Genomic DNA, 25,380 nt, shown 5'->3' on the forward strand with positions numbered 1-25,380 from the left:
GAATATCTTTATCCCTTTTCAAAGAACTGGACCTATTTTTCATCTTTAGTTAACAGATTCCATTTCTTTGAATAAATATTCAAAGAAAATAATAACACATAATGACTTTTTTATCAATGTTTTTACCCTATTTTTAAAATATATATTCAAATCCACATTTTATTTTTATGTAATAACTTGAATCTGAACTTTTAAACACCTCTGTTTTATTTTCTTCATAGTTATACCCTAAAACTCCTACCTTAGCAAAAACTCTAAACTCTCTGTTTATATCTTTGCTATATAAAAGATAAGGACCAACATTAATTTTGAAACTTTTATCTTGGTCTGTATTTTTAAAATAGTTATAGGAGTCAAGCTCTGATTCTATTGAAAATGCGAAGTCTTGACTTAAATCATAAGTCCATCTAAAATTATTTTCAACTCTAAATAGATATGTTCCATTATTATTTGCATAGTCTAAATACTCATTGTATATCGTGAAAAAATTCTGGAAACCATACCCTAAATTCATTCCACCAGTCAAATTTCCTTCTAGTGAAACTCCATCTCTATTATTTGAATCTATTGTTGATAAAAAAAAGTCAAATCCCCAATATGTATTTCCTAAAAGAAAATCTGAATTTGTACGAACTCTATATCTCATAGAATATTTATTCTCTTTTGAAAAATTCGCGAATTCTCCTTTGGATTTAACTGTATTTATCTTTATATACGGTCCTATATCTCTATACCATTTTTTTCCAAACCATTCAACATCTTCAAGCTCTTTATAGATAGAAAATGTATTCTCCCATCCATTACTATTTGATCCTTTATCAAACTTTCTTTCTAAATCATAAGTAAAATTCCATTTTTCATTTAATTCTGCCGAACCTGTTCCTATCTTCCATTTGTAAAGCTCTCGTCCACTTTTATTTTCTAATTCTAAATAGCTTTCATAACGATTATTTTCTGGTTCTTCAATATAAAAATTTAATATCTCTCTTCCTACTGAATAACTTCTCAGAGGAGATAAACTCAACAGCAAAAGTATTGAAAGCAAGTTTTTAATATTCATCACCTACATATACCCCCTTTCTATTAAAGCCATCTCTATCAATACCATTTTCATCATATCCATCTTTATCATAACCACTTTTATCATATATCTCTATATAATAATCACCATCGTCGTCGTCATTCGTTTCTAAGGTTGCCTCAAATTTTTTCCCTTCTTTATCATATCCATCTTTGTTATATCCGTTTTCATTATACCCTTCAAAATTATATCCCTCTTTATTATAGTATGAATTTGTATCTTTATTTAATCCATACCAAGTCCAACCATTTTTATCATACTCTAATCCTGTATCTTTATTTATTCCATTAAAATCAAATCCATTTTTATCATATTTAGAGTTTGTAATCTGATTTTCACCCAAATAATTAAATCCTCTTTCATCTACCAGTTCTTCGGTTTTACTATTAATTCCACTAAAATCAAATTCAAAATAGTCATATGGAGAATCAGTATACACATTCCATCCATCTTTTGTAAAACCTCTTGAATTAACTCCCTCTGTATTGTATTCTTCATAATCAAATCCATTTTTATCATAAAGAGTCATGGTATTCCAATTTCGTCCTGTCTTAGTATTAAATCCATCTTTTGTATGATTTATATTTGTACAGCCATTTAATAATAAAAAGATAACTATCATAATTGGAAGAAATAGACTTTTATTAAAAAATATCTCTATTTTTTCTAAAATAGGGGATTGTATTTTAAATGAAAAATTTTGCCGGTAAAATGTAATGTAATTTAAATTTTTAGAGATTCTGTCCAACACCAACTCTGATGCTATCAAACTTATAAAAGCTGCGATAAAAAAGCCGATACCACTGTAACTCTCTCCAAAATATGACCCACCTATCGAACAAAATACACTCAATACAAAAAATAAAATTGAGATAAAAAGTCCCTCTTTTCTAGAATCAAAATACAAAAATATAGTTATATAAACAGAAACAAAAACTGTACAATATGCTGCGAATATCATTACTCTAAATAGATCTAATAAATATAAATCCATTCCAAAATGTAAAAATATCAACTTAGAAAGAAGAGCCATTGAAAACGATACAAAAAATTGTAACTCCATTATATAATATATCTCCTCTTTCAGAACTCCAATCATACGCTTACGTTCATTATTTATCTCTCTCAAATTTCCATTTAAAGTCAATAGTGCATAGTATTTTTTATAGATTGGAAAGAATTTTGTTTCCATAAAAACTAAAAAATAAACCATAGTAGGTATTGTTATAAAAAATGAATAAAAAACCGCAACTTCATATAATGGAGAACTCAAAAATACTCCACTAACTTTATAGGAATCTCCGAATCTCCAATTCACAAATATATGACCCCACATAGCTAAATTGAAAAATATTCCTATGAAACTAAGTGATGTGTATCTTCTAAAAGCTCTTATAAATTCAAACTCACTCTCTTTGGAATCTTCAAATATGAATACCAAATATGAATACAGCAAGAAAAATGTTACTCCAATTCCTAAGGTATAAGCTAGTACAACTGCATATGCTAAATTCTCATTAAATATCTCTAATTTAGAAAATTTTAAAAAATAAACTCCAAATACAATTGCTACAAAATTTCCTGTTGCATATGATATTATTGAATAAGTATAGTTTTTTACTGCTGATATATAATTCATGCTTATCCATATTCCACATAAAAAACAAAACAACGCAATTAAAGTAAAGGAAAAGTAGTTTGGAAATTCAACTCCTTTAAAATATAAAACTCCTATCATAAAAGCTATAATCGTTACAAGCTTTATTGATCCTATATACGTTGATTTCAATTTTTTTTGCTCCCCCGAATATATACAATCAGATATAAATCTAGTTATTAAGTATTGAAAAGCACTCGTTAAAAGTTGAGAAAAAATGAAACTATAAACTATAGCTGTCATAAACAGATTTCTTTCAGCTCTTAAAACTATATATTGTTTCCCTATAAGCATCAAAATATTCAATGTTATAACCGTAATTAACCATGGTCCTACTCCTATTAATATAGAATAGGTCATAGCTTTTATATCGTCAAAACTACTATTATCATCTGAAAACAGATTTTTTAATTCAAATCCTATTCCTGCCATGATTACTCTCCTAACTCTTTATATAACTCTTTATATGAATCTATAAACTGTTTTTTAGTATAATATTTTGCTACTATTTTTTTACCATTCTCTCCCATCTCTTTTATCTTCTCTCTATTTTGGAAAAAAGTGACTATTGCTTCACCTAAATCAGAGTATGATGTTGGAGGAACTATTATTCCAGCTTCCCCCTCCTCCTTTTCTTTTAATATCTCTCGGCAATTTCCTACATCTGTAGCTATAAATGGTATCCCGCAAGCCAATCCTTCAAGTATACTAAGAGGTTGGCCTTCAGATAAAGATGTCAACATCAAAACATCTAAAAATTTATAGTATTTTTTTACATCAGCTCTTCCTGTAAAAACTACAAACTCCTTCAACTCTAAATTTTCAACTAACTCTAAGCACTCTTTGTAATACTCCTCGTTTTCTTCTGTCGGACCAATTAAATAAAGTTTTGTGTCTCTCAATTTAGGAAGAGCTACTTTAAATCCTTTCAGCATCATCTTTACATCTTTAATTGGAACAACTCTCAAAACTGATCCTATATTAAATCCTGGTAATCTTTCTCTTTCTACTTCAGAATACATCTGAATATCAATTCCGTTTGGTATAACCTCACATCTTTTTTCATCGGCACCATTCTCTATTTGAAGTCCTTTATTATATTCAAATAATGAAATTATCCTATCACAATGATCATAAGTCAATCTAGATAAAAAATAGAAAAAATCTATCCAAATCTTTTTGAACTCCTTTTCAATCCATTTTGCTCCTATCACTTCCTCTTCTCTTTCTCTCGGATATATCCCATGTTCTGTTAAAAGAAGTGATCCTCCATTTTTAAGCTTAGCTAAAACAGAGACATATCCCGAATAACCCGTTGCAACTGGATGATAGACATCTGCTAAAGGAAACTCCTCTTGTGCTAAAGCGATTATATTTAAAAATATATTTCTATATGTCCAATAAAAAGTATTAAATCCAACATCTTCATAATTTTGCTTATAATAAGATAGTAAGCTATTCCAAAAACTTTCATTTATTATTATTTCTAAAGGATTTCCATATTTTTTATCAGAAATTTTATTTATAACTTTTAAAACCTTTTCTGAATCATTACTTTTAAAATTTAATACACTCTTTATATCCTCTTCAAATTTTTTAAAAGATATCTTATTCCTTAAAACTTTTAAATGAGATATCTCATAAGGTTTATCTAAAAGAATATTTTTTATCTCTACTACATTTTTTGGAATTTCATATTTCACCTTTGCAAACTCTTCATTTGGGATTATACAAACTATTGAGAAGCTATGCTCTTCATTTGATTTTATCAAATCCTGTATCCACGATGATACTCCCCCTACAACATAGGGATAAGAGCCCTCGCATATCAGACAGACTCTTGCCATTCTTCAACCTCTTTCAACATTTTTTTATCGTTCTTATCATAATAATATTTTTTTTATAAACTCTATAATTTTTTCATCTTCGATTTTTTCTTGAAACAATATCTTTATTATTTCATTACACCTATAATCATTTTTCATCTCTTTAGATATTATAAGTTCCATGTATCTATCCTCTAATGAAAGATTTTCTTTTTGTGACAACAGTTCTAAGTATTTTCTTTGATAAAATTCCAACACTTCATCTTTTAAAAGTCCCGACTCACAATATTCAAAATAAATTTTACAAAGTTCATTCAAATCCTTCAGTTCAGTTTTTTCAATTATACTCTTTTGAAAACTTTCATCAATTTTATTAATCTCTGTAGCAGCATAATGAATTACCTCTATATCATTATCCCAAAGAGCCTTCTTCAAAACTTCGATTTTAAACTTTAAACTTTTTGCTTCAAATCCTATTAAAAAATCTTTTTTTTCATGAGGGGTTCCAACAGCCAACACATCATAAGCCCCTATTAAATTTAAGTCTATTGATTTATTAACGATAATTTCACTCTGTTCTTCCGATATATATTTTTCTAAATCCTCATTAACCTCTATATCGCTTTTAAATAGATCTCGAAAAAATAGAAATTGATTTATAAAAAGCATTAGAAATCCAACAACAGGAAAAACTAATATAAAAATATCAAACTCTTTTTCTTTATTCAATCTATTATTAAAAATGAAAAATAGAAAGCATAAAATAAAATGACAAATCCAAAATATTGAACGATAGCTTAAAATATTATTTTTAAATCTAAAAAACAGAGCAATTTCAGATAAAAGAAATAATAGAACTATAAATGAATACCCTATTTTCTTCATAACTCCTCCAATACTATTTCTAACTCAGGCTTTTTTGCTGTAATTATATATAGTGTATCATCTTCAGTTCTAGTAATTAGCTTAAATTCTCCTCCACTGATACTACTTATTTTTTTGCCTTTAACTCTAAAATGAGAATCAAATTCTCCACAATAGTTTTTTATATTTACAAATACTTTTTCACCTTTCATCTCATAATCAATCTCTAAATTCTCCATAACACTATAATCATATGTCATCTCACTTTGAATTTGTGGTTTAAGCAATGAATAGTTTTTATTCACAGTCGCAAATATCTTTTCAAACTCTGTTTTTAATTGTTCCCAAGTTTTACCATCGCCTCTTTCTTTGTCCATTATGTCATCTGGATGAATAAAATGAGATAGATATCCATAAGCAGCAATTCCATTATATATTTGCCATAAAAGAGTCTCATCATAAAAAAATCCAGACGACATTCTCGGAAGTGCATAAATCTTTGAAAAATCATTATCTCTACCTATTTCTTGAAGTAGTAATCCAGGTTCATTCTCTCCATAAAAAATTCCACAAAATACATTTAAGTCCTTCAAAACATTAATTAAAGCAAACTTCCCAGCTTGTGTTAAAAGATTGCTTGGAGCAACATAGCTGTATATATGAAAATCATCTCCATAAAGTTCTTGAATCTCTTTTTTTGCTACTTCAATACCTTTTTCCATAGCTTTAACATCTTCCCAAGGAGCATATCCATAATCTTCAAAATTTATAGTCTTCTCCAATCCAAGAGAATAGTGATTATATCCATGAAGTCCTATCTCACCACCTATAGATTTCAATTCTCTTCCTCTTTTACTCAAATCAGAAAATGTTTGTTTATTTATACCTACTATTTCATTTTTAGTTGTTATATCGTTATATTCCGCTATTAAAAAACCTGTCATTTTCAATTTTTGTCTTTGAGCTATTCCAAGCATATCTTGCCACCAGATTATATTGAAAAATTCCTTTGTATCCATTCCATACTCTTTTTTTATAATTTCGTTTTTTACAGACGGAATAGGTGATGGAAAATCATCTATATGCAAAACTTTAGAATTCAAAATTGGAAAAAATGAAACATTCGAAGTATAAGCTATCATTTGTTTCATTACTCCTCTAAATATTCTTCCTTGAAATAAGGTGGAATTTGTATAAAACACTCTTCCCTTTCCAAATTTATTTATCCACATCAATGGAGTTCCACTTTGACTTTCTGCTATTATCTCCACTTCTTTCTTCAATTTCACATTTAATCCTGAACTTATCAAAATGATATCATCAGGTTTTAAGTTTTTTATTCCCGGGAAAATATCTTTTTTCAAATTGAAACTTTTCGTTCCTAAGAAATTTCCAATAGCTTCAATTCCAGCTAATTGATTGAAAGGACTTCTAAAAGATCTTTGAGCTATAAAAAGATTCCCCCCATTTTCAATTCTTTCTTTAATTTTTATATAATTCTCTCGAAGTAATCCCGAATAGTTCTCGGTACTTATTATTATCATACTATATTGATCAAAGTTTAATATCTCTTTTGTATCAATAGAATATATATCATATTTAACTTTAGAAAATTTAAATAACTCTTCTAAAGCTACTTTAATAGTATAACTTCCCTCATTATTATTTCCATATAAAATCAAATATTTTTCTGGATTTTTAATTATCCTATCTCCTGATACAGGTTTTTCTAATTCAAAACTATAATTTTGTCTTAAATCAAATATATCCTCTAAACGATTTAGTCTTAATTCTTGAAAAAAAATCACTGCTATTAATACTAAACCCAATATATATTTAGATTTCATAAAACTCAACTCCTGGAAGAATATTTGAAACTCTTTCCATCAATAAATGCTTCTTATTTTTATCTGCATTTACAAACAGAAATTTAATTGTATTTGAATCCATTCCAACAACATCTATATCACGGATTTTCCCTTTCAATTTTTCATTTAATTCGATTGTTGATATTCCAGGATTATTTCCTTCTAGTGCTAAATATTCCGTTCCAAAAATTTTTCTTCTTTTTTTATCTTCTTCTAAAATATATGAAAAATAATTTAAATTATAAATTCTTGTACCTATATAAACATTATTTTCAATTTCAATCTCAGCTTTTTGAAAAGCATTTACTAAAGCATTATTTATCCAATCGCTTATAACTCTAAAAAGTTCTAAAAGATATTTCTCCTTATTTCCATACTTTAAACGTTCAATATTTATTATTCCTACCACTTCACCTTGATTCAATATTGGTGAAATATATACAGGTTCTTGTCTTTCAGCATCTCCCTCTAGTATCTTTTTTGAAGTTAAAACTTTTGAATAGATACTTGACTCTTTCACCTCGATAAAATTTGGAATAATACTATTACCAACTTTTAGTCTCGCTCTCAATACGTTCTTCTCTTTATTATAAATATATATTGAAACAACATCGCTTCCCAAAAAATCTATCAAAATTTCTATAACTTGTGTCAATATTTTTTCTACATTTTTAGTTAAAATTGAAGATGTTATTTGATGAAGTGTTAAAATACTCTCTTTACTTCCTACGATTCTTTCCTTTAATCTTTCATTTATTTGAACTAAATCAATATTTTTTTCTCTCTGATTTTTTAAAAGTTCTCCTAATTTAGTGTTACTCTCTTTTAAATCCTCTATTTTTTTTCTAAAATTATCTGAAAATCGTCCTAAAGATAAAGCTATAAAGAAGAATATTAAAATGAATTTATAATGTTTAAAGTCTAAAAAGAAGACAACTGGATCGTTGCCTAGTTTGTAATAAGATAAAATATAAAAAAACGAAGCTATAAAAACTGTTTGCAGACTCATATAAATACCGTATTTTAAAGCCATTATACCTATAAGAATTGCTAAAGGATGAATATTCATTGTCAAAAAATCAATCTTGTAACTCGACAGTTCAAAAAATATCATGTATATAAAAAAACAATAAACAAAACTTTCAATAATACTTAAAAAAAATCTTCTTTTCATACGACCACCTTTTAAAATTGTTCAAATGTATCTATAGTATCTAAATAATATCCGTCCACACCTATTTCATCTAACTTTCGTTGATAATCACTAACAATTTTTTTCCATTCTATGTTCCAATATTTTATTATATAATTTCCTTTCCAATTTGGATTTTCCTTCACAATCCACTCTGGTTTCTTCAAATTCCACTCTTTTTTCCAATAGAATCTATAATCTTCGGCTTCTCCAATACTAAAATATGCAACAACTAATCTTTTCCCTCCATTCTTTTTTATTTTTAACTCCTCTATCTGCTCCTTAGTTAAAAATACTCCGTTTAGACTTGGCTCTATTATCAAAAGATCAAAATCTGTATTTTTTAAAATTCTTACATAGTCTTTAATATTTTTAAATTTTTCTGGATTTAAAAGATAAAGAAAATTTTCAACTTCACTTAAGTTTTCTATATCTTTTTTGTTTGTTTTTTTTAACGATGAGTATATTTTATTTGCTTCATACGAAGGAACACACTCTCCAGTAAATCTATATTTTTGAAGCTCTTTCAACACTTTGTTTCTTATTTTCTTGTTATAGGCGTAATTTACAGAGAGTACAGTCTTTTTACTATCTCTCAATTGAGTTAAATTTTTTAAAAGATAATTTTTTTCATCTAAAGGTGTTTCTTCATTCACTCCTCCAACGCCATAAAATAAAGATTCTTGGGAAACTCCATCAACAACTCTAACAAAATTTTGATCAATATTTCCATCATTAAAAAATATGTTGCTTCCATTTTGTGTTATTAAAATACTTTCCTGGGATTGAAAACGAATTTGCTTTACAAGTTCACGCATCTCTAATTTACTCTCTTCATTCGCAAATATTAATGATGAAAAAATCAAAAATAAATACAGTATATTTTTCTTAAACTTATATTGAAACTTGTTTCTCATAAGTACCTCCTATTATTTATCTCTTCTTTATTTCGCTTAAAAGTACAGATCCAAATATTAAAATACCTCCCACTAAAACTTGTAAAGTCATTTTATCTCCCAAAACTAAAATTGAGAATAAAGCACCAAAGATAATTTCTGTTGTTAATATTAGTGATACTTGACTCGGATTAATCTGTTTTTGTGCATATGTTTGAATCGAGTAACAAATAAAAGTATTAAAAGCAATTATATAAGTTAGCGCTAAAATTTGTTTTAGATCATAACTTCTTGTAAAAATTGTACCACCCTCAACTAATAAATTCATTAAAATCCCTATAATTCCTGCTGAAAACATTTGAAAACCATTAATAGTAAATGGGTTTCTATTTTTTATACGACTTCCAATAACAACTATCTGCAATGCAAAGCCTATTGCACATATAAATGTTAAAAAGTCTCCAAAATTAACTGTCAAATCTTTCTCAAAAGATAGGATTCCAATTCCTAAAAAGCAAATTATTGATGAAAATATATACAATAGTTTAGGTCTTTGTTTTGTAAAAATCCAAGCTATGTACGGAACAAAAATAACGTTAGCACCAGTTATAAATGCATTTTTAGATGCTGTAGTATAGACTAATCCCACTGTTTGAAAAGCAAATGCTAAAAATAAAACTATACCTGCCACTAACCCTAGTTTAATCTCTCCTTTTTCAATTTTCATCTTTTTTATCCCCATAATTCCTAACATCACAACAGCTGTAATAAAAAATCTAATGGCTAAAAACTCATATGGTTGAACCCCTGTATCTAAAATTATTTTTGTAGCTGGAAAACCACTTCCCCAAATCATAGCAACTAAAATTAATAATACTTTACTTATATTCTCTTTTTTCATATCGATTCCCCTCTCATATTCATATTATAAGTTCAACATATATAAAAAAAAATAGCACCAAAGTACTATTTCTTTATTTTTATAGGTATGTTAGCTATTAAAGCCGTCTCCCTTCCTGTTTCAGACTCTTGTGAAACTTCTATATTTAAAGCATCTTTATCTATATCTACATATTTAGATATAACTAAAATAATCTCATTTTTCAATGCTTCTAATGTTTTTGGAGTAAGCATAGCTCTATCATGAATCAGTACCAACTTCAAACGATCTTTTGCTACTGAACTAGATTTTTCTTTATTTAAAAAATTAAAAAATCCCATAATTGCCCCTCCTTTTATTTTTTAAATATCTCTTTAATTTTATCAAAAAACCCGATTTTTGGGTCTAGATCTAAAAATTCCACATTTTGACCTAATGTTCTAGCCGCAATATTCATATAAGCTTTTGCAGCTAATGATTCACCTTTATAAACTAAAGGCTCACCTTTATTTGTAGATATAACTATATTTTCATCATCTGGAACAATTCCAATAGGTTTTATTCCAAGTATATCTGTTACATCCTCAACACTTAACATATTTCCATCTTTAACCATCTCTACTCTAAGACGATTTACAATAAGTTTAGGATTTCTAATCTCATTAGCTTCTAATAATCCAATAATACGATCAGCATCTCTAACAGCTGAAATCTCTGGAGTTGTAACTACATAAGCTTCCTCTGCTGCTGCTATAGCATTTTTAAATCCTTGTTCTATTCCTGCTGGACAATCTACAAGTATAAAATCATACTCAGCTTTTAATGTATCTATTAACTCTCTCATTTGTTCAGGTGTAACTGCATTTTTATCTCTAGATTGAGCTGCTGGTAGAAGATGTAAGTTATCATTTCTTTTATCCTTTATTATAGCTTGTTTGGGTTTACATGTTCCTTCTATAACATCTATTAGATCATAAACAATTCTATTTTCTAATCCCATTACAACATCTAAGTTTCTAAGTCCAATATCTGTATCAATCAGTAGGGTCTTTTGATTTTCCATAGCTAGTGCAGCCCCTAAATTTGCACTACTTGTTGTCTTTCCTACTCCACCTTTACCTGAAGTAATTACTATAACTTTTCCCATAATTCCTCCTGTCTTCCCCTTATATTTTTATCATATGCTCTAAGGTCGCTTTATTGAACTTTTCAATAAATATATTTCCATCTTTTAAGTATGCTACTTCAAAATCTACAGTTTTCTTAACCTTATTTACATCTAACACATTTGTACTTGGATTTTTTGCTATAACCTGCCCTATTTTTATTTGAATAGGATTCAATGAAAACGCACCCACAAATGCTTCAGAACCATCATCTTCACCTGCATACACAGTTCCGTTTAGATATCCTAAAACGACAACATTTCCTTTTGCCTTTATTACAGCTCCTGGATTAACATCTCCTAACACAACAACGTTTCCTTCAAATTCCAAATTGTGTCCAGAACGTAAAGTTCCTTTATGAAACTTCGTTACTCCTTCATCTGTCACATCTTTTATATTATTAAAAGGAAGCTTAAACTCCCCTACTGGCAACTGTGAAAAAATAGATCTTTCAGAAAAAATGAAAGCTATTTTTATTTTCGTCTCTTTATTAATTACTCCGATTAAGATATTTTCCTCTATTTCTGTAAGTTTTCTATTTGTAAACTCGATGGCTATTTTTGTATCACCTATAAATGCTTCTGCCTGTTTAATCTTTTCAGAAAATTTATCTTTTAAAGAACTAAAATCGATAGCACTATCTAATTGTACAACTAATCTGTCCTTTTTTCCTTTTAAAATTACACAGTCGTTCATATTTGTACGCTCCTAATTTTATTTTTTACATATCAATCAATTATAGCACTTTTATGTTCAAACTTCAATCGTTTTATGATTATATAGGTTTATTTTATAAAAAAAATGAGCCTATTTACTAAGGCTCATTTCTATTACATTAAATAGTTATATTTTGCTCTGATTCTATATCAAATAAATGGCACTTATCCATTTCGAAATAAAACTCCTCTTTCTGGTTAAAGTTTGCTCCAGTTGATTTTTCAGCTGGAATTCTAGCAGTGTATTGAGTATCTCCAATGAAGAAGTAAATAAACTCTTCATTACCCATTTGCTCTACTATATTTACTTTTCCTACTAATGATGCATCTCCATCCTTAGCTGTATTTTTATTTCCTACATTTTCAGGTCTAATTCCAAACCAAACATCTTTTCCAACATGATTTTTTACTTTTTCAGCTTTTTCTTTTGGTAGCGCTAATTTATCTCCATTAGCTAATTTAACAAAAGTTACATCCGCTTCTTTGATTAAAGAAGCTTTAACAATATTCATCGCTGGTGATCCGATAAATCCTGCAACGAATTTGTTTGCTGGGCTATTGTATAGATTTAATGGAGTGTCAACTTGCATTATCTTTCCATAATTTAATACACAGATTCTATCTCCCATTGTCATAGCTTCAACTTGATCATGTGTTACATATATCATAGTTGCATTTTGTCCCTCTTCTTTTAACTGTTTGTGTAGTTGAGTGATTCTTACCCTCATCGACACTCTAAGTTTTGCATCTAAGTTAGAAAGAGGTTCATCAAATAGGAAAACTTCTGGTTTTCTAACAATCGCTCTACCTACCGCAACCCTTTGTCTTTGTCCTCCTGACATCTCTTTTGGTTTTCTGTCTAAAAGATCTGTTATCTCTAACTTCTCAGCTGCTTCTTTAACCCTTTTATCAATCTCACCTTTAGGCACTTTCGCCATTTTAAGACCGAACGCCATATTATCATAAACTGTCATATGTGGATAAAGTGCATAGTTTTGGAAAACCATTGCAATTCCTCTATCTTTAGGAGGTAAGTCATTAACTAGCTTCTCCCCTATGTAGATCTCTCCACCTGTTATCTCCTCTAAACCTGCAACCATTCTTAGAGTAGTTGATTTTGCACAACCTGATGGTCCAACGAAAACCATGAACTCTCCATCTTTGATTTCTAAATCGATTCCATGAACTGCTTTAAACCCATTTGGATATTGTTTCTCAACTTTTTTTAACACTACTTCTGCCATATTAATTCTTCCTCCTTGTTTTTTACTAAATCTGAGGTCATTATATAGCAACTTTTTTCAAAAATCAAGTTTTTTTGTTTGTTTTTAACACTTTTTTTACTTTTTATTAACAATTAGTTAAAAATGAAAATTGTTTCTGCACTGTATACTAAATTTTTATTATATATCTTCACTCTCTCAGGTAAAAAATTATTTACATCTGGATAATCCTGCATCTCAAAACATATTCCATTGTGTTTTTTATCCAGATAGTTACCAGTGTATATTACCGCTACTGGCTCGCTACTTTTTACTTTCATAGATCTTCCTGAGATTTCATCTCGCAACTCTATATCGTATTCAGATTTTTTTGACATTTCGAAAGGATGATCTATACCCCCTCCTACAATTGAGAGTTGTGAACTTTCTCTATTTAAAACATCCTCTAACTTTTCAAAAACATTAAATTTTAAAAAATCAGAAATCTCTTCTAATTTTAAAGGCAGTGTCGTTTCGTCAACAACTCCATATGCCGAAGCATTGACTTTTAAATCACTACTTTTTATATCTCTTTTATTATCTCCACTCAAATTGAAATAACTGTGATTTGTTAAATTTAAATATGTATCTCTATCGCTTTCACCTATATAATCTATTTTTAAAATATTTTTTTCTAAAGTATACTGAACTGTAAAATCCACTTCTCCTGGGAATCCAGATTCTAAGTGTGAACTTTTATAAAATAAAGTTAAAATACCTTTCTCTCCAACAACTTCACCTTTCGCTTTCCACACTCTTGTATTCAATCCCTCTGGTCCACCATGTAGATTGTTTCCACTATTATTTTTTTCTAAATTATATATGCTATCTCCTATTTTTAAAACTCCATCTTTTATTCTTCCAGCAACTCTTCCAGTAATAGCTCCAAGATAACACTCATCCTCTTCATACTCTTTTAAAGTTTCATACCCTAATACAACATTTTCAAATTCTCCATTTTTATCGGCTGTTTTTAAAGATTTTATAACCCCCCCATAAGATATAATCTCTAACTCTACAAACTCATTTTTAAATTTAAAAATAGAAACCTCTTCACCACTTTTCGTTTTTCCAAACTCTGAAACCTTCATTCTCATAAACTATCCCTCCATATATTTTTTCTAAATAGATTGTGTCTAACTACCGATATAGGATTATAAGTATGCATCTCATTTAACATATCTGAAACTATCAAATCATACTTTTGTTCTTCTAAAGTTACTTTCTGTAACTCCAATTTCAAAGTACTTAAAAGAAGATTCTCTTTAAATATCTCTCCTATCAAAACTATTTTTTCAGGATTTATAAGAGAGATTATCATATCAATACTGTGAGCAATTGTAACCATTGCCTCTGTACTTACCTTAGTGCTTAAAAAATCTCTTTTTTTAACTGCTTCGATAACATCTAAAATATTTATAGAACCATTTTTTTTCAATCTTTCTTTCAGAGAACTGTAGTTATTCAGTTTTATCATTGAAACCAATCTATTTATTATAGCTGCATTTGATGCTTCAGCTTCTAAACAACCTCTTTTTCCACACGAACATTTTCTTAAGCTACTTCTATCCATAACAACATGTCCAATCTCACCGGATATAAAACCATATCCCGACAGTAGATCTCCATTCATAAAAATAGAACTTCCAATCCCTTCTGAAACATTTAAAACAACATAGTTTTCGCTCTCTCTTGCTTTACCGAAATATTTTTCCGTTAAAGCCATCGCTCTTACATCATTTTCTATTAAGACAGGAATTTTAAATCTTTCCTCTATCATTTTTTTTATCTCAATTTTTTTTCTTTTGTAATGAGGTGAAAAAAGAATGACTCCATTTTCTGAATTTATAAGCCCAGTTATAGCCATCGATATCACTTTGATTCCATTTTCATCTTTCAACTCTGTTTCTATTATATCCTCTAAATATGAGGCTAATTCATTGCTTCCCTCTATTTTATAACTATTACTTTTAAAAATTTCACCCTCTATATTTCCAACAGAGGTTATAATTGAGGTTGGTGTCAAAGAGATTCCAAAAATTTTTCCTACCCAATACTTATTCAAAGATAGATCAATCGCTCTTCTTCCCCCTGTCGATTCTCTTTGAGCCACCTCTAAGACTATTCCAGATTGCAATAGAGGTTCTATTGATTTTGTTATCGCTGCAGGTGTTAGCTCCAACTCATCCGCTATTTTTTTTCTAGATATTCTATTTTTATTTTTAATCATCTCCAATATTCTCAACTGAGATTGCGTAAATTGCATATATTCCCTCCCTAATCTATATACTTTATAATACCCCTTCGGATATCTTTTAGTCAATGTATTTAAGAATAACTTTTTTTACTTTTTCAATTAAGTTTGTTCTAAAACAGCATTTTTATCTTTTAAAACATTTTTTTTTGCAGTATACTCAAATCAAAATAACAAAACGAGTTAAAAAAGGGGAGAGATATTTATGGAACTTATCAAAAACTTAGTACACAATTTTAAAAAAGAGTTTAAAAAAGATAGTGATACAACTACAGAGGTTTTCTTTGCTCCAGGAAGAGTTAATCTAATCGGAGAACATATAGATTATAACGGTGGAAAAGTTTTTCCTTGTGCTTTAGACTTTGGAACATATGCTGTTTTAACAAAAAGAGAGGACAAAACATTTAGAATGTACTCTGAAAACTTTAAAGATTTAGGAATAATAGAGTTCTCTTTAGACTCTTTAATATATGATAAAAAAGATGATTGGGCAAACTATCCAAAAGGAGTTGTAAAAACTTTCTTAGATGCTGGCTTCAAAATAGATTCTGGTTTTGATGTTTTATTCTACGGAAATATTCCAAATGGTGCTGGACTTTCATCATCAGCTTCTATTGAAGTTTTAACATCAGTTATCATAAAAAATCTTTTCAATTTAGATGTTGATATGGTAGAGATGGTGAAACTGTGTCAAAAAACTGAGAACGAGTTTATTGGAGTAAACTGTGGAATTATGGATCAATTCTCTATTGGAATGGGTAAAAAGGACCACGCTATTCTTTTAGATTGTAACACTTTAGAGTACTCTTACGCTCCGTTTATTTTAAACGATATCTCTATTGTAATTGCAAATACCAATAAAAGAAGAGGACTTGGAGAATCTAAATACAACGAGAGAAGAGCTTCTTGTGAAAGTGCTTTAAAAGATTTAAAAGCAGCTGGTGTAGCGATTAACTCACTTTGTGATATGGATATGCAACTTTTTGAAAGTGTTAAACACCATATAAAATCAGAGGAAGCTATTCCTAGAGTGAGACACGCTGTAAGCGAAAATGTTAGAGTTTTAAATGCAATGGAAGCTTTAAAAGTTGGAGATATAAATAGATTTGGACAACTTATGATTGGATCTCACAACTCACTTAGAGATGACTATGAGGTTACTGGATTTGAATTAGATAGTTTAGTTGAAGCGGCTCTTGAAGAAAAAGGAACTATCGGTTCTAGAATGACTGGAGCTGGATTTGGAGGATGTACTGTTTCTCTTGTTAAAAATGATTCTTTAGAGGAGTTTATAGCTCATGTTGGAAAGAAATATTTTGAAAAAACTGGATTAGAGGCTGCATTCTATATTGGTAACCCTGGAGATGGGGCTAGAAAGTTAGGTGATTTCTAATGATATTCTCACTTATAAATGAACTTTTAAACTACGGTCTAGAGAAAGAGCTTATCGACAAGGATGAGCTTATCTATTCTAGAAACCTTATTTTAGACAGTTTAAATCTAGATGATTGGAAAGATGATGCTCCAAAAGTTGGTAGAGATATTGAAGCTATACTTTTAGATATTTGTGAATGGGCTATAGAAAACGACTTAATAAACAATTCACCTGCTGAGATGGAACTTTTAGATACAAAAATTATGAACTGTATCCTTCCAAGACCAAAAACTGTTATAGAAAAATTTAAAACTGATTATGCTATATCTCCAGAAACTGCAACTTTAAATTACTATAACTTCTCTAAGGCCACAAACTATATAAGAGATGCTAGAATCAAAAGAAATCTTCACTGGTTCTCTAAAACACCTTATGGAGATTTAGAGATTACGATAAATCTAGCTAAGCCAGAAAAAGACCCAAAGGATATTGAAAGAGAGAAAAATATGCCAAAGTCTTCATATCCTAGTTGCTTACTTTGCTTAGATAACGTTGGATATGCAGGAAGATTAAATCATCCAGCTAGAAGCACACATAGAGTTATTCCGATGACTTTAAAATCTGAGAACTGGTATTTCCAATTCTCACCATATGTTTACTACAATGAGCACTCAATAGTTTTCTGTGAAGAACACAGACCTATGAAGATGAGCAAAGACACTTTCGATCGTCTTTTAGAATTTGTAGAACAGTTCCCACACTACTGTATTGGATCAAATGCTGATCTACCTATAGTTGGAGGGTCGATTCTATCACACGATCACTATCAAGCTGGAAAGCATATCTTCCCTATGGAGAAAGCTGAAATTGAAAATAGATTTGATTTAAAAGATTTCCCAGAAATCGAATGTGGAACTGTTAAATGGCCTATGTCTGTTGTAAGACTTACAGGTTCTGATAAAGAGAGTTTATCAAACGCTGCTCTGCACATATTTAACTCTTGGAAAAATTACAGTGATGAAAGTGTACAACTACATTCACACTCTGGTGATACACCACACAACACTGTTACTCCTATCGCTAGAAGAGTCGGAGAAAAGTTCCAAATCGATTTAGCTCTTAGAAACAATAGAACATCTGATGAACACCCTATGGGAATTTTCCACCCTCACTCTGAGGTTCACAATATAAAGAAAGAAAATATTGGTCTTATTGAGGTTATGGGACTGGCGATTCTACCTGGAAGACTTCAAGAGGAGATGTCTCTTCTTGAAAAGGCTCTAAAGAATCCTAATTGGAAGGAGAATCTAAAAAATAATTCTGTACTTGAAAAACATTTCGATTGGATAAATGAAATCTCTTCTAGAAGAGACGAGATAATAGATAATGAAGTTTTAAAAGAGGAGATTGGAAAAACATTCTCAACAGTTTTAGAGCACGCTGGAGTATTCAAAAGAGATACTCTTGGAAAAGAAGCTTTCCAAAAGTTCATGAATACTCTATAATTAAAGTAAAACTTTATTGTGGGAGAATTACATGGAAAAAAAGTGGTATATTTATATTCTAAGATGTGAAAACAACTCTTTATACACAGGAATTACTACAGATGTCGAAAGACGATTTAAACAGCACCAAAGTGGAAAGGGTGCAAAATATACAAAAGTTAATAAACCTATTAAAATTTCTGCAATCTTCGAGAGAGAAAATAGATCTGAAGCAACTAGAGAAGAGATTCGAATAAAAGCTTTAACTAAAGCTCAAAAAGAGCTATTGTGCAAAAACTATCTAGATGATATACTAAGAAATAAATAATTTATTCGGGGGATTCTATGTTAGAACTATTTTTTTCAGAGATTTCAATTGTTAACTTTATGTTTTTAGCATCAGCTTGCTTTTGTGCTGCTTTTGTCGATGCTATCGCTGGAGGTGGAGGCCTTATAAGTTTACCAGCCTTTTTGGCTGCTGGACTAGATCCACACATGGCACTTGGAACAAATAAATTAGCAGCTTTCTTTTCAAGTAGTGGAAGTGCTTTAAAATTTGCTCGATCAGGTAAGATTAATTGGAATCTAATTAAATACCTTATTCCATTCTCATTTATAGGAGCAATCTTAGGAGTAAAATCAGTTATGCTAATAGATTCAAAATATCTTTACCCTATCGCTTTTGGACTTTTACTTGCTGTATTAATTTATACTTTAAAAAATAAAAAACTTGGAACCTGTGATAATTTCACTGGGCTTACTTCATCTAATATAAAGCTAGGAATTTTGCTTGCTTTTTCTCTTGGGTTTTACGATGGATTCTTTGGTCCAGGAACAGGTTCATTCATTATATTTGGACTTATTAGAATATTTAAATTTGATTTTATTAGAAGTAGTGGAAATTCAAAGTTCTTAAACTTGGCTAGTAACGTTGCTAGTGTAATAACTTTTATATACTACGGAAAAATAGCTTATATGTACGCTTTAGCGGTTGGAGCGGTTATGCTATTTGGGGCTAGCACAGGAGCTAAAGTTGCCGTAACAAAGGGGACTGGATTTATACGTCCTGTCTTTCTTATAATAACTACAGTTGTCACGGCAAAGATGGCTATCACATTCTTACAAAATTTATAACAAAAAGCAGGAAAAATTTCCTGCTTTTACTTTTTTATGTTTGACTTTTGATTTTTTAATAATTATAATAACAATAAAAAACACATCTTACTTCTGTGTTTTCGAGGGGGGCAAAATATGTCTTTAGAATTCAATACTAAACACCTAAGAGTTTTAAACCTCTTACAATTCACTAGGGGAGAAAATCTGGATTTTATTGAATCCATATTAGAAATTTCTAGACCTAATTTAAATAATTATTTAAAAGAAATTCATACCCTTATTTCAAATAAGGAAAAAACCGGAAAAATGGATATTATAATAAAAGATATCATTAAAAAAAAGGAAATAATTAATTCTTTTAAAGAGAATCATACAGTTTCAAAAGAAGATCGAATCTTTTTTTTAATTCTAAAACTTTTAATTGATAGCACTTTAAATTTAGATTCTCTATCAGATCTTTTAAAAATTTCCCGTAGAACCTTAAATGCTGATTTAGTAAATATGAGAAAAGATTTAAGCATCTTCGATTTAAAAATAGAAAGTCATGCTGGAAGAGGAATTTTTTTAGAAGGAGAAAAAATTAATAAAAAACGTGCCCTTTGCTGTTATATATACAAATATTTCGTTGAAGAGGAATTTCTTCCAAAAATTTTTAAAGATAACTTTTCATCTATAAAACTCGACCCAGAAATTGGAGAACAACTGATGAACGATATCGAAAAAATTATGTGTAACTCTAACTTTGATATGTTCTTTTACAATAGAGTACTTCTTCTTTCATTTTATATTAGTTTTAAATATGTACAATATGAAGATATCATAGAGGAGTATCCTCACAACACTTTAGAATTTACATTAAAAGATAAATTTTGCTTTAAAACATATTTTAGTAAAGCTTTTTCAGATGACGAATTATCCGAGTTTTATAACTATCTACATAACTCCCTTTTTAAACATGTCTCATTTGATGATATTAGCTCTTTTTTAAATATTTTAAAAATATGTCGAGGTAACTTTCCAGAAGAAAAAATATATCTGGAGAATCATACTTTAAAATGGAGAAAAATCATTAAAAATGCATTAGATAGAAATCTTACTATTCACCAAGAAGAGGCTCTTAGAAATCATATTATAAGATTAGGGTTTTCAAGTAAACAAAAACATTATCTGACGGTTTATGAACTACATTTTTTAAAATTAAATATGGATTTTCATACTTCAAAAAGTTGTATCGCACTCTATAAAGAATTTAAAAAATATTACTGGAATGTATCTTTTATGGATGTGATGATTATATATTTCATTTTAAATGCACCAAAAAAAACTGAAAATAAAAAAATTACTATTTTTTATGAAACAATACCCAAATACATTTTAGAAACTATGAAAGAACAACTTGAATACAAATACAATATTACCATTCTTGATTTTGTAAATATACATTTTTTTGAGGAGTATAAAAAAAATAATGATGTTAAAATTATTGGTGTTTTTGCAGATTTAAAACTATTTAATAAATTAAAAGACTCTGATGAAACATTAGAAATCATCCATTTAGATTTAAAAATATAATAGATAGGAGTCTAATGGGAAGACTCCTATCTATTATATTTTATCTATCTTAATTAAATTTCCATAAGAATCGAGTAGCTCCTTCACTATATCCTCTCGATTTATACTAAAACTATTCCTTTCTATGATATCTAACAAATGACTTAATTTTATTTTTTTCTGACTTTCTTTCCCTATCTCTTTCTCAATTTCACTTGAAATATAATATATCTCAAACTCTGTTAACTTTTCAGGTAAAAAATCCTCTTCGGCAGAATAAATAAAAACCATTTCATAAAACTTGCCTTTTTCTCCTATTTTTCCTATACTAAAGTTATTTCTAAGTCTATATATAGCTGGTATCAAATACCCCATCAATTTTATTTTCAACTCTTCTGAGAATTCAAAACTCTCGATAGATGAAGATAACTCCTCTATACATTTCATCTCTAATCCCTCAAGATATTTTTCAACACTACTTTTCAACTCTGAGATATTATCCTTGACACCACCACTAATAAAATACTCTGTCAAATGAACAAGCTCATAGCTGAATCTCTTTGGAATAACATCTTTAAGAATTCCCTCTATGATAGAGTAGTGTTCGGTGTTTATCAAAAATTTATAATTCGCTTTTCTATCTATTATAAATCCTTCCTCAATTCTTTCTAAAGTTACATATAAAAATATATTCATTAAATTTATAAATTTTATATCAAACGTCAAAGAAAATATCTCCTCTATTTTTAAAACTATTTTTTTGAGACTATCCAATCTCTCTATATCCATCTCAGAAAATAGATATTTTTTATCTAGCCAAGTTATGTCTTTTTCAACGTATTCAGTATACTTTAAAGCTTTTAAATGTCTAAGTTTTTTTTCATTTCCAACAATTCGAAATCTATTTTTTTCAGATTCTAATCTTAATCCAAATTTTTCTAATTTGAAATTAACCATCTCTATATCTTTTTTCAATGTAGCTCTTGTTATTTCCAATCTTTTTTCTATATTTGTTAAATTTATATCTTTCAAAAATAAGAATGCGACTACTATATATTCAACTCTTTCAAAACTATCTAGAACATAGTAATTTTCATATACAGTTGAAAAAAAGTTATCAATCTCTCTCTCATCTAAAGAGATTAATAACCTTTCTTTATCTTTTTCTATAACTTTATCTAAAATTTTCTTTAGATAAAAATTCAAATTTTGAAGCATATATCTTAAATTTCTTTCGCTTGTGTCTAACTTAGATAAAATCTCTCCAAATGTTTTGCCATCTATAACTAGCTTTAATATTTCTAACTCTTTTCTTTTTAGACTCATTATCATCACCTAAAATTATTATACTCTACTTTTTAAGTTTTTCAATAGCTCTTTTAATGCCGTTTACTCCAACTTTTACTTTCGATAGTGGACATCCTACATTTAGACGTATCCTATTACTATCACCATATGCTTCTCCAGACATAATTGCAACTTTTCCAGTTTCTATAAGATCCTTTTTAAATTCATTCATATCTATGCCACATTTTTTCAAATCGATCCACATCAAATATGTCCCCTCGGGAACAGCAACATCTATACCATAATATCCATCCAATTCATTTACAACGTATTCACAGTTTTTTGTTAGATATTCATTTAATTCATCCACCCAGTATTCACAACTATTATACGCAACCATCGTTGAAAGTACACCAAATATTGTTGGTGACGATACTGAATCTACCTCTTTTAAATGAGTTATAAAGTTATCTCTCAACTCTCTTTGTGGAATCAAGGCATATGATCCACCTAAAGCTGGTGTATTAAATGTTTTCGAGGCAGAACTTACAACAATACAGTTTTCTGAATCTATTTTCAGAACTGGAGTTACCTCTTTCCTAGCTATATCCATATGAATATCATCTGAAATTAATATTACAGAATACTTTTTGCAAAGCTCTATAAGTTTTTTTAACTCCTCATAAGCCCAAACTTTTCCAATTGGATTTTCAGGATTACAAAGTAAAAATAACTTTACCCCCTTTTTAAACCCTTCCTCTATTTTCAGAAAGTCAGTTTCATAGATACCTTTTTGAGTCTCTTTTAATTCTATCTCAAAAAGCTCATAAGGTTTCAAAATCTTGGTAAATCCATCATACTTAGGTGTATGAGTCATTACTTTCCCACCCTTTCCTACAAGTTTATCCACCAAAATAGAGATTGTATATATCACACTCGGAGCATACACAACCCACTCTGATTCTATAGATGTTTTGTATCTTCTATTGTACCATCCTTTTATAGCTCCCTTATAGTCTTCGTGATTCCAACGAGAATATCCAAAAATACCATGCTTTGTTCTTTCTAATATAACATTTAAAATTTCATCTGGACATCTGAAATCTGTATCAGATATTGAAAACGGAGTTAAATCTTTTGTTCCTTCTCCAAATCTATCCTCTATATAATCCCACTGCGTACAGTAGGTTCCTTTTCTATCTATAATTTCATCAAATCTCATAATATCCTCCTTCTTACAAAGAAAGAGAGAGATTACTCCCTCTCCTAATCTTACATTAATTTTTGCAGTTGCTTTTTCAGCACTTGCACCTTTGGTCCAATTATAACTTGAACATTTGTATCACTAAGTTTTACAACATTTACTGCTCCTGCATTTTTAACAGCTTCTACATCTATTAAATTTGCATCTTTAACTACTAATCTAAGTCTAGTTATGCAGTTATCTAAATTTACTATATTATCCTTTCCACCTAAAGCCTCTAACATAATTTTTGCCGTATATCCAGCTATATCTCCGCTTTCAACAGCTTCCTGAGCTCCTTCTGAGTTATCTCTTCCTGGAGTAGGAATATCATACTTTTCAATATACCACTTAAATACAAAGTAGTAAATAAGGAACCAAACTATTCCCACAGGAATAACTAAGTACCATTTTGTCCATAGGCCTTGGAACACTCCAAACACTAAGAAATCAATTATATTTCCATCTGTATTTCCAATAACTACTTTTAATAATCCCATAACCATAAATCCAAGTCCTGTCATAATAGCATGGAACACATAAAGAACTGGTGCTATAAACAGGAATATAAATTCGATTGGCTCCGTTATTCCTCCAACTGCTGATGCAACAACCGCTGATAAAAGAAGACCTTTTATTTTATTTCTATTTTTTAAATACGCCGATTTATATATTGCTAATGCTGCTCCTGCTAAACCAAACATGAATGTTGGCATTTTCCCCTGAGATAAGAACTTTGTTACATCTGGTGATACAAACTCTGGTCCTGCTGCAAACTGATTGTAGAATATATTTAAAGCTCCGTGAATTGTTTCTCCAGCCGCTGTAACATAAGTTCCCCCAGCTTCAGTAAATCTAATTGTTGCTACTAAAATATGGTGTAATCCAAACGGAAGTAACAATCTCTCTCCTGCTCCGAATAAGAATGGTCCAAACGCCCCTGCACCTGCAATAATAGCTCCAACTTTATTTATTCCAGCTGCAAAGAATGGCCATACCATAGGTACAAACAATCCTATAACTGACATTATTAAAACTGTAGCTACAGCTACAAATCTTGTTCCTCCAAAGAATGAAAATGCATCTGGTAACTCTATATTCTGGAACTTTTCATGAATAAAGAATACTATAACTCCACAAATTAAAGCACCTAAAGCTCCTGTATCTATACTTTGAATTCCCATAACCATTCTTGTATCTACAACATCTAGCAACCCTCTTTCACTCAGATAGAAATTTGTTCCAAGTTGCATAGATATATATCCCATAAGTCCTGCGAATGCTGCAATCTCTTTATTTTCTCTTGCCATCCCCAACGGTATTGCAACAGCAAACATCAATGGTAAAAATGAAAATGCTACCAAACTCACTTTTATCATAAAATTAAATATACCTTGTAAAAAACCATTTCCTAAAAATGGAAACATCTCAATTGTAGTTCCACCCGTAAATGCTGCTCCTATTCCTAAAAGTATTCCCATCGCTGCTAATAATGAAACTGGCAACATAAATGTTTTTCCTAAGCTTTGGAAAAATTCCCATGCACTTATTCTATTTTTAGTCGTCATCACACACTCCCCTTATTTTTTTATATACTAAATTGTATATTTAAAATTTATTTTGTTCAATTGTTAATCTTCTTCATATTTTTTTGAAACAAAT

22 protein-coding genes are annotated in these 25,380 nt (G+C 29.4%); 5 read left to right on the top strand and 17 right to left on the bottom strand.

Annotation, left to right across the window (positions count from 1 at the left end; all coding sequences use genetic code 11):
- Positions 1 to 133 precede the first annotated feature (133 nt).
- The 14 genes from L988_RS09095 to L988_RS09160 all read right to left on the bottom strand — a co-directional run bounded on the left by L988_RS09095 (position 134) and on the right by L988_RS09160 (position 15,674).
- The gene (locus L988_RS09095) at positions 134 to 1,063 is read right to left on the bottom strand and encodes a hypothetical protein (protein WP_156111951.1); all 930 of its coding nucleotides are present in this window, start codon (positions 1,061 to 1,063) and stop codon (positions 134 to 136) included.
- The gene (pelG, locus tag L988_RS09100; protein ID WP_052191782.1) at positions 1,050 to 3,170 is read right to left on the bottom strand and encodes an exopolysaccharide Pel transporter PelG; all 2,121 of its coding nucleotides are present in this window, start codon (positions 3,168 to 3,170) and stop codon (positions 1,050 to 1,052) included. Before pelG ends, L988_RS09095 begins: the two co-directional genes overlap by 14 nt.
- A 2-nt stretch (positions 3,171 to 3,172) precedes the next feature.
- Positions 3,173 to 4,585 carry a GT4 family glycosyltransferase PelF gene (gene pelF / locus L988_RS09105; RefSeq protein WP_047383626.1) on the bottom strand — a complete coding sequence of 471 codons (1,413 nt, stop codon included), beginning with the start codon at positions 4,583 to 4,585 and terminating at the stop codon, positions 3,173 to 3,175.
- 36 nt (positions 4,586 to 4,621) lie between these two features.
- The gene (locus tag L988_RS09110) at positions 4,622 to 5,449 is read right to left on the bottom strand and encodes a hypothetical protein (RefSeq protein ID WP_047383627.1); all 828 of its coding nucleotides are present in this window, start codon (positions 5,447 to 5,449) and stop codon (positions 4,622 to 4,624) included.
- Positions 5,446 to 7,275, bottom strand: coding sequence for a DUF2194 domain-containing protein (locus L988_RS09115; RefSeq protein ID WP_047383629.1), 1,830 nt, complete (start codon positions 7,273 to 7,275; stop codon positions 5,446 to 5,448). Before L988_RS09115 ends, L988_RS09110 begins: the two co-directional genes overlap by 4 nt.
- Positions 7,265 to 8,470, bottom strand: coding sequence for a GAF domain-containing protein (locus L988_RS09120; RefSeq protein WP_047383630.1), 1,206 nt, complete (start codon positions 8,468 to 8,470; stop codon positions 7,265 to 7,267). Before L988_RS09120 ends, L988_RS09115 begins: the two co-directional genes overlap by 11 nt.
- A gap of 11 nt (positions 8,471 to 8,481) precedes the next feature.
- Positions 8,482 to 9,405: an endo alpha-1,4 polygalactosaminidase gene (locus tag L988_RS09125; protein WP_047383632.1), complete on the bottom strand. Its 924-nt coding sequence runs from the start codon at positions 9,403 to 9,405 to the stop codon at positions 8,482 to 8,484.
- A gap of 16 nt (positions 9,406 to 9,421) precedes the next feature.
- Positions 9,422 to 10,285: a DMT family transporter gene (locus L988_RS09130; RefSeq protein ID WP_047383634.1), complete on the bottom strand. Its 864-nt coding sequence runs from the start codon at positions 10,283 to 10,285 to the stop codon at positions 9,422 to 9,424.
- A 65-nt stretch (positions 10,286 to 10,350) separates the two neighbouring features.
- Complete coding sequence (gene minE, locus L988_RS09135; protein ID WP_047383636.1) at positions 10,351 to 10,605, bottom strand: cell division topological specificity factor MinE; 255 nt, start codon at positions 10,603 to 10,605, stop codon at positions 10,351 to 10,353.
- A 14-nt stretch (positions 10,606 to 10,619) separates the two neighbouring features.
- Entirely contained in the window at positions 10,620 to 11,411 is a 792-nt protein-coding gene (minD, locus tag L988_RS09140; RefSeq protein ID WP_047383638.1) for a septum site-determining protein MinD, read from the bottom strand.
- Positions 11,412 to 11,430: 19 nt separating this feature from the next.
- Positions 11,431 to 12,126, bottom strand: coding sequence for a septum site-determining protein MinC (gene minC / locus L988_RS09145; protein WP_047383640.1), 696 nt, complete (start codon positions 12,124 to 12,126; stop codon positions 11,431 to 11,433).
- Positions 12,127 to 12,265: 139 nt separating this feature from the next.
- On the bottom strand, positions 12,266 to 13,390 hold the full coding sequence (locus L988_RS09150) for an ABC transporter ATP-binding protein (protein WP_047383641.1): 1,125 nt from the start codon (positions 13,388 to 13,390) through the stop codon (positions 12,266 to 12,268).
- 113 nt (positions 13,391 to 13,503) lie between these two features.
- Positions 13,504 to 14,505, bottom strand: a complete 1,002-nt coding sequence (locus tag L988_RS09155) for an aldose epimerase family protein (RefSeq protein ID WP_047383642.1) — start codon at positions 14,503 to 14,505, stop codon at positions 13,504 to 13,506.
- Positions 14,502 to 15,674 carry an ROK family transcriptional regulator gene (locus tag L988_RS09160; RefSeq protein WP_047383643.1) on the bottom strand — a complete coding sequence of 391 codons (1,173 nt, stop codon included), beginning with the start codon at positions 15,672 to 15,674 and terminating at the stop codon, positions 14,502 to 14,504. The genes L988_RS09155 and L988_RS09160 overlap by 4 nt, the downstream gene beginning before the upstream one ends.
- 193 nt (positions 15,675 to 15,867) lie before the next feature.
- Here L988_RS09160 and L988_RS09165 point away from each other — a divergent pair, with 193 nt between their 5' ends.
- The 5 genes from L988_RS09165 to L988_RS09185 all read left to right on the top strand — a co-directional run bounded on the left by L988_RS09165 (position 15,868) and on the right by L988_RS09185 (position 21,209).
- A complete protein-coding gene (locus L988_RS09165) occupies positions 15,868 to 17,055 on the top strand; it encodes a galactokinase (protein ID WP_047383644.1) in 1,188 nt (395 codons plus the stop codon).
- On the top strand, positions 17,055 to 18,542 hold the full coding sequence (gene galT / locus L988_RS09170; RefSeq protein ID WP_047383645.1) for a UDP-glucose--hexose-1-phosphate uridylyltransferase: 1,488 nt from the start codon (positions 17,055 to 17,057) through the stop codon (positions 18,540 to 18,542). The genes L988_RS09165 and galT overlap by 1 nt, the downstream gene beginning before the upstream one ends.
- Positions 18,543 to 18,573: 31 nt before the next feature.
- Entirely contained in the window at positions 18,574 to 18,849 is a 276-nt protein-coding gene (locus tag L988_RS09175) for a GIY-YIG nuclease family protein (protein ID WP_047383647.1), read from the top strand.
- A gap of 17 nt (positions 18,850 to 18,866) precedes the next feature.
- On the top strand, positions 18,867 to 19,655 hold the full coding sequence (locus tag L988_RS09180) for a TSUP family transporter (RefSeq protein ID WP_047383648.1): 789 nt from the start codon (positions 18,867 to 18,869) through the stop codon (positions 19,653 to 19,655).
- A 288-nt stretch (positions 19,656 to 19,943) separates the two neighbouring features.
- Positions 19,944 to 21,209: an HTH domain-containing protein gene (locus L988_RS09185; protein WP_197053959.1), complete on the top strand. Its 1,266-nt coding sequence runs from the start codon at positions 19,944 to 19,946 to the stop codon at positions 21,207 to 21,209.
- A gap of 33 nt (positions 21,210 to 21,242) precedes the next feature.
- Here the strand turns inward: L988_RS09185 and L988_RS09190 are convergent, their stop codons facing one another.
- Genes L988_RS09190 through malX form a run of 3 tightly spaced genes read right to left on the bottom strand, consistent with a single transcriptional unit; the run spans position 21,243 to position 25,286 of the window.
- A complete protein-coding gene (locus L988_RS09190) occupies positions 21,243 to 22,514 on the bottom strand; it encodes a helix-turn-helix domain-containing protein (protein WP_047383651.1) in 1,272 nt (423 codons plus the stop codon).
- A gap of 25 nt (positions 22,515 to 22,539) precedes the next feature.
- The gene (locus L988_RS09195) at positions 22,540 to 23,697 is read right to left on the bottom strand and encodes a MalY/PatB family protein (protein WP_047383652.1); all 1,158 of its coding nucleotides are present in this window, start codon (positions 23,695 to 23,697) and stop codon (positions 22,540 to 22,542) included.
- A 50-nt stretch (positions 23,698 to 23,747) separates the two neighbouring features.
- Complete coding sequence (gene malX, locus L988_RS09200) at positions 23,748 to 25,286, bottom strand: maltose/glucose-specific PTS transporter subunit IIBC (protein ID WP_047383653.1); 1,539 nt, start codon at positions 25,284 to 25,286, stop codon at positions 23,748 to 23,750.
- Between the last annotated feature and the right edge of the window lie 94 nt (positions 25,287 to 25,380).

It is taken from the genome of Cetobacterium sp. ZWU0022, from assembly GCF_000800875.1.
Taxonomy (GTDB): domain Bacteria; phylum Fusobacteriota; class Fusobacteriia; order Fusobacteriales; family Fusobacteriaceae; genus Cetobacterium_A.

Coding starts and splice junctions, on each gene's coding strand:
- pelG (WP_052191782.1), bottom strand. CDS start 3,170: ATGGCAGGAATAGGATTTGAATTAAAAAATCTGTTTTCAGATGATAAT.
- pelF (WP_047383626.1), bottom strand. CDS start 4,585: ATGGCAAGAGTCTGTCTGATATGCGAGGGCTCTTATCCCTATGTTGTA.
- L988_RS09110 (WP_047383627.1), bottom strand. CDS start 5,449: ATGAAGAAAATAGGGTATTCATTTATAGTTCTATTATTTCTTTTATCT.
- L988_RS09115 (WP_047383629.1), bottom strand. CDS start 7,275: ATGAAATCTAAATATATATTGGGTTTAGTATTAATAGCAGTGATTTTT.
- L988_RS09120 (WP_047383630.1), bottom strand. CDS start 8,470: ATGAAAAGAAGATTTTTTTTAAGTATTATTGAAAGTTTTGTTTATTGT.
- L988_RS09125 (WP_047383632.1), bottom strand. CDS start 9,405: ATGAGAAACAAGTTTCAATATAAGTTTAAGAAAAATATACTGTATTTA.
- L988_RS09130 (WP_047383634.1), bottom strand. CDS start 10,285: ATGAAAAAAGAGAATATAAGTAAAGTATTATTAATTTTAGTTGCTATG.
- minE (WP_047383636.1), bottom strand. CDS start 10,605: ATGGGATTTTTTAATTTTTTAAATAAAGAAAAATCTAGTTCAGTAGCA.
- minD (WP_047383638.1), bottom strand. CDS start 11,411: ATGGGAAAAGTTATAGTAATTACTTCAGGTAAAGGTGGAGTAGGAAAG.
- minC (WP_047383640.1), bottom strand. CDS start 12,126: ATGAACGACTGTGTAATTTTAAAAGGAAAAAAGGACAGATTAGTTGTA.
- L988_RS09150 (WP_047383641.1), bottom strand. CDS start 13,390: ATGGCAGAAGTAGTGTTAAAAAAAGTTGAGAAACAATATCCAAATGGG.
- L988_RS09155 (WP_047383642.1), bottom strand. CDS start 14,505: ATGAGAATGAAGGTTTCAGAGTTTGGAAAAACGAAAAGTGGTGAAGAG.
- L988_RS09160 (WP_047383643.1), bottom strand. CDS start 15,674: ATGCAATTTACGCAATCTCAGTTGAGAATATTGGAGATGATTAAAAAT.
- L988_RS09165 (WP_047383644.1), top strand. CDS start 15,868: ATGGAACTTATCAAAAACTTAGTACACAATTTTAAAAAAGAGTTTAAA.
- galT (WP_047383645.1), top strand. CDS start 17,055: ATGATATTCTCACTTATAAATGAACTTTTAAACTACGGTCTAGAGAAA.
- L988_RS09175 (WP_047383647.1), top strand. CDS start 18,574: ATGGAAAAAAAGTGGTATATTTATATTCTAAGATGTGAAAACAACTCT.
- L988_RS09180 (WP_047383648.1), top strand. CDS start 18,867: ATGTTAGAACTATTTTTTTCAGAGATTTCAATTGTTAACTTTATGTTT.
- L988_RS09185 (WP_197053959.1), top strand. CDS start 19,944: ATGGATATTATAATAAAAGATATCATTAAAAAAAAGGAAATAATTAAT.
- L988_RS09190 (WP_047383651.1), bottom strand. CDS start 22,514: ATGAGTCTAAAAAGAAAAGAGTTAGAAATATTAAAGCTAGTTATAGAT.
- L988_RS09195 (WP_047383652.1), bottom strand. CDS start 23,697: ATGAGATTTGATGAAATTATAGATAGAAAAGGAACCTACTGTACGCAG.
- malX (WP_047383653.1), bottom strand. CDS start 25,286: ATGACGACTAAAAATAGAATAAGTGCATGGGAATTTTTCCAAAGCTTA.